General features: G+C 69.0%; 4 protein-coding genes. All 4 read left to right on the top strand.

All coding sequences use genetic code 11. From position 1 onward, the window contains the following. Positions 1–830, top strand: an 830-nt coding sequence (locus VGZ32_RS02685; protein WP_326884171.1) for a helix-turn-helix transcriptional regulator, incomplete at its 5' end; no start/stop codon positions are given. A gap of 255 nt (positions 831–1,085) precedes the next feature. Beyond that, a complete protein-coding gene (locus VGZ32_RS02680) occupies positions 1,086–1,823 on the top strand; it encodes an SDR family oxidoreductase (RefSeq protein ID WP_326884170.1) in 738 nt (245 codons plus the stop codon). 10 nt (positions 1,824–1,833) lie between these two features. Next, positions 1,834–2,841, top strand: coding sequence for an alcohol dehydrogenase catalytic domain-containing protein (locus VGZ32_RS02675; protein WP_326884169.1), 1,008 nt, complete (start codon positions 1,834–1,836; stop codon positions 2,839–2,841). A gap of 125 nt (positions 2,842–2,966) precedes the next feature. Beyond that, the coding region (locus tag VGZ32_RS02670) for a hypothetical protein (protein ID WP_326884168.1) at positions 2,967–4,094 on the top strand (1,128 nt) is incomplete at its 3' end.

Genomic DNA, 4,094 nt, shown 5'->3' with positions numbered 1-4,094 from the left:
GCGGAGACATCGCCGAATCCCGCCGCCGCACGAAGGAAGCCCTGGAACACGCCGTCCCCCACCGCCTGCATCTTGCTGTCTGCGCCGCCGTCCTCGCGAACGGCGAAATCGATGTCAGCCTCGGCCACCCGGCCGCCGCGCTGGAGCGGCTTGAACCGCTGATCGCTGATCCAGTGGCGCATCCCGCCTACCTGATCGAACTGGCGGCCATGACCGTCGAGGCGGCCGCTCTCGCGCGCACGCCAGGGCGCGGGCTGCCTGCGCTGGCCCTGTACGAGGCGTGGGTGGACTGCTTCGATGTCCCCGCGCCGCGCGCAACACTCGCCCGTTGCCGCGGGCTACTCGCCGACCGTGCCCAGGCTGACGGCTACTTCTTTGAGGCACTAAAGCTCCACCAGGCAGGGACGGACCCGCTCGACGAGGCGCGGACCCGGCTCAATCTCGGCGAGCATCTGCGCCGTACCGGGCGCCCCGCGGCCGCGCGGCCGCACCTGCGGGCGGCCATGGAAGCCTTCGACAGCCTCGGAGCCCGGCTCCTCGCCGACCGCGCGGCGGAGGAGCTGAGGGCCAGCGGCGAGCTGGCACGGCGGCACCGACCAAGCGGGATCAGCGACCTGACGCCACGGGAGCGGCAGGTCGCCAGGCTGGCCGCGGCGGGCCACTCCAATGGCGAGGTCGCGGCACGCTTGTTCCTGAGCCAGAAGACGGTCGAGTACCACCTGCACAAGGTGTTCACCAAGCTCGGGGTGGCATCCAGGGCTGACCTCTCCGCGGTCCGGGACCAGATCGGCCCGGCCGCTGGGGTCGGCGAGGGCCTCGCCGGGGTCTGACCCTGCCACAGCGGGGCGCCGCTCCCCGGCGGCGACCGCCAGGGACTAGGGGATCGCTAGGGACTTCATTGATTCGGTACACCCTCAGTCCGGCCTACGGTGCTAGGCAGGCGAGTGAACGCTTCCGGACGAACCGCTTCGCTAGACACTTTGCCGATTCACCGAGGGCGCATCCTCGGTAGCTTGCGATTACCGCCTGTACTTCATGCAGGTCAAGGACCCGCCTGCACTCATACACCTGGGAGAGAAATGGCAATGAAGGGTAAGACCGCGCTCGTCACCGGATCATCGGAGGGGCTGGGCCGCGCGATCCTGCTGCGGCTAGCCGCAGAGGGCGCGAATGTCGTCATCAACTATCACCGTAACGAAACCGCCGCGAAGGAAGTGAAGACCGCTGCCGAGGCCGAGGGCGTACGCGCCATCGTGGTCCAGGCCGATGTGTCCAGCGTGCCGGACATCGAGCGGCTTTACGACGCGGCCGTCGAGGAGTTCGGCCGGATCGACATCGTCGTGGCGAACGCCGGAATGGAGAAGGTGAACATCCCGTTCACCGACGTCACCGAAGAGGACTTCGACTTGCTGTGGCGGGTCAACACCAAGGGGCCGTACTTCGTCCTGCGCGAGGCCGCCCGGCGGATCGCCGACAATGGCCGGATCGTCACAATCTCGTCCAACACGACGACCGTTCCGCAGGTGGGTGTCGCCCTCTACGGAACCAGCAAGATCGCCATGAGCTACCTCATCCGGGTCGCGGCGCTGGAACTCGGGGCCCGGGGAGTCACGGTCAACACGGTGGTGCCCGGCCCGATCGACAACGCCGGGATCTTCACCGACCCGTCCAACGACGAATACAAGAAGAGCCTGATCGACATGACCCCGATCGGGAGGTTGGGAACGCCGCAGGATGTGGCGGCCATTACCGCGTTCCTCGCCAGCGACGACGCCGGGCTCATCACCGGTCAGCAGATCGTCGCCGACGGCGGAATGCACTAGGGGAGAAAAGGTGACTCAAGCGACAATGCACGCGGTGCAGGCCCAGGAGGCCGGTGCCCCGTTTGTGAATGTGGAGCTCCCGGTGCCGGAGCCGAAGCCCGGGCAGGTGCGCGTCAAGGTGCATGCGTGCGGGATCTGCGGCGGCGACGAGATTCCGCGTGAAGGCCTGTTCGGCACGCAGTTGCCGCGGGTACCCGGTCACGAGATCGGCGGCGTCGTGGACGCGGTCGGCGACGGCGTGACGATGTGGCAGGCCGGGGACCGGGTCGGCGTGGGCTGGTCCGGTGGCAGCGACCTCACCTGTGAGTTCTGTCGGCGCGGCGATTTCACCAACTGCGTCAACCGCACCATCACCGGCGCTAATTTCGACGGCGGCTACGCCGAGTACATGGTGGCGCCGCAGGACGCGGTCGCCCGCGCGCCGGAAGGCCTGCCCTTCGAGGAGATCGCTCCGATGATGTGCGGCGGCATCACCGCGTTCAACGGGCTGCGGCACTCCAAGGCCGGTCCTGGGGATCTCGTCGCGGTTCACGGCGTCGGCGGGGTCGGCCACCTCGCCGTCCAGTTCGGCGACAAGATGGGCTTCCGCGTCGTCGCCATCGCGCGCGGTCCTGCCCGTGAGGAACTCGCCCACCGGCTTGGCGCCAGCGAGTACATCGACAGCACCGCCGGCGACGCCAGCGAGGCGCTGCGGGCGATGGGCGGCGCGGCGGTCATCTTCGACACCGTGTCCCACGGCAACCTGCAGTCCGGACTGATCAGCGGCCTACGGCCGAACGGCCAGCTGATCGTAGCCGAGGGCCTTGACCCGATCACGGTAACCGGTCACGACCTCGCGTTTCCCCGGCTGAACATCTCGGGGTGGTACAGCGGCGTCGCGGCCGACAGCGAGGACACGCTGAACTTCGCGGTGCTGAAGGGCGTGCATCCGATCGTCGAGACCCACCCGCTGGCGGACGCCGAAACGACGTTCCTGAACAGGAACAAGGCCAACATCCGTCCGGTCCTGATTCCCTGACGTGGGGGAACCGGTCGGCGGCTATTCCGGCCGCCGACCGGGGCAGGGCGTTGCCGCTCGCAGTGGATCGGGTGCGGCATACGGCATACCAGGGAGATCGCGATGTGCACGCAGGAGTCGGTTCGGTGAAAACCCACAGGCCCCTGCTGACCACCCCGCCTCAGCTACAGCGCCGGGATGCCGTCCGTCTGCAGCGCGAGGTGCTGGCCACACAGCCGTGGGTAGGCCTCGGCGGGCTGGTGCTGTCGGCGGTCATGTCCTTCGCCCTCGCGCTCGGACTAGGCAACACCGCGACGTCGCTGCTGGTACTTGGCCCGATGACGGTGTTCGCGGTGTCGGGCGTGGCGATGATCGGCTTCTGGTGGAACGACTGGCCCGGTTCCCGGCTTAACAAGCCCTGGACCGGCCTGGCCGACACGGCGCTGATCGTCGTCGGCGGGGTGGTGCTCACCATCGCCGGCGAGGCGATCATCGAGCGCCCCGACATCGGCGGGGTGTTCCTGGCCACTCCCGGCAACGGCGCGCCCACGACGTTTCCCGCGACGCTGGCGCTGGCCGGCGCCATCTTCACCACGATGCTCCAGCTCTCACTGGTGTGCGAGCGCTGGCCGCTTAACGGCTTCAGCCCCCTCAAGTCCGGCGTCGCCGGGCTGGCGCTCTCCTGGGCCGTCGGGGTCGGCGCGTACTTCCTGTTCGTCAACATCGACTTCGTTCCCCCCGCCGTGCGCGCGGCCGCTGGGCTGCACAACCCCGGCGGGCCGGTGTCGGCCCTGGACTTCGGCATCGCGTTCATCGTGGTGGGCGTATGGCAAACGGTGTTCTTTGTCGTGCTGCGCGGCTGGCCGGTCAACCTCATCGGCCGGCGGCCGTTGCGCCTGCTAGCTGGCAACGCCCTGGTGATCGGGGGCGGCGCAGCCACCTATCTGGTGCTGCGTGACCTGGCGAACCTGTCACCGCAGGCCATCGGGGCCGCGTGCGGGTGCGTGATCAGCGCGGGGCTCATGGTGGCGCTGGTCTTCGAGGGCTGGCCGGGCGCGTTGCTGCGCCGTCCCGGTGCCGGGCGGATGGTCACCCTCGTCTTCACCGCCGCGGTAGCGGTGGGGCTCAACCGCGCGCTGGCCGGGTACGCCGACAGCGTGCACTGGGTCAGGGCCACCGCCAACGACTGGGTGACCGTCGCGGGGCTCGCCTTCAGCGCGGTCGGCATCATCCTGCACGTCGCTATCGGTCAGCGCTGGCCGTTGTCGCCGACC

The sequence above is a fragment of the Actinocrinis sp. genome, assembly GCF_035938995.1.
Classification (GTDB): Bacteria; Actinomycetota; Actinomycetes; order Streptomycetales; family Catenulisporaceae; genus DASZGI01.
Note: the sequence above shows the minus strand (reverse complement) of the source record. Positions and strands in the feature narration are given on the sequence as shown.

What these genes read in the sequence shown, in the direction of transcription:
- VGZ32_RS02680 (WP_326884170.1), top strand. Translation starts at nt 1,086, where the DNA reads ATGAAGGGTAAGACCGCGCTCGTCACCGGATCATCGGAGGGGCTGGGC.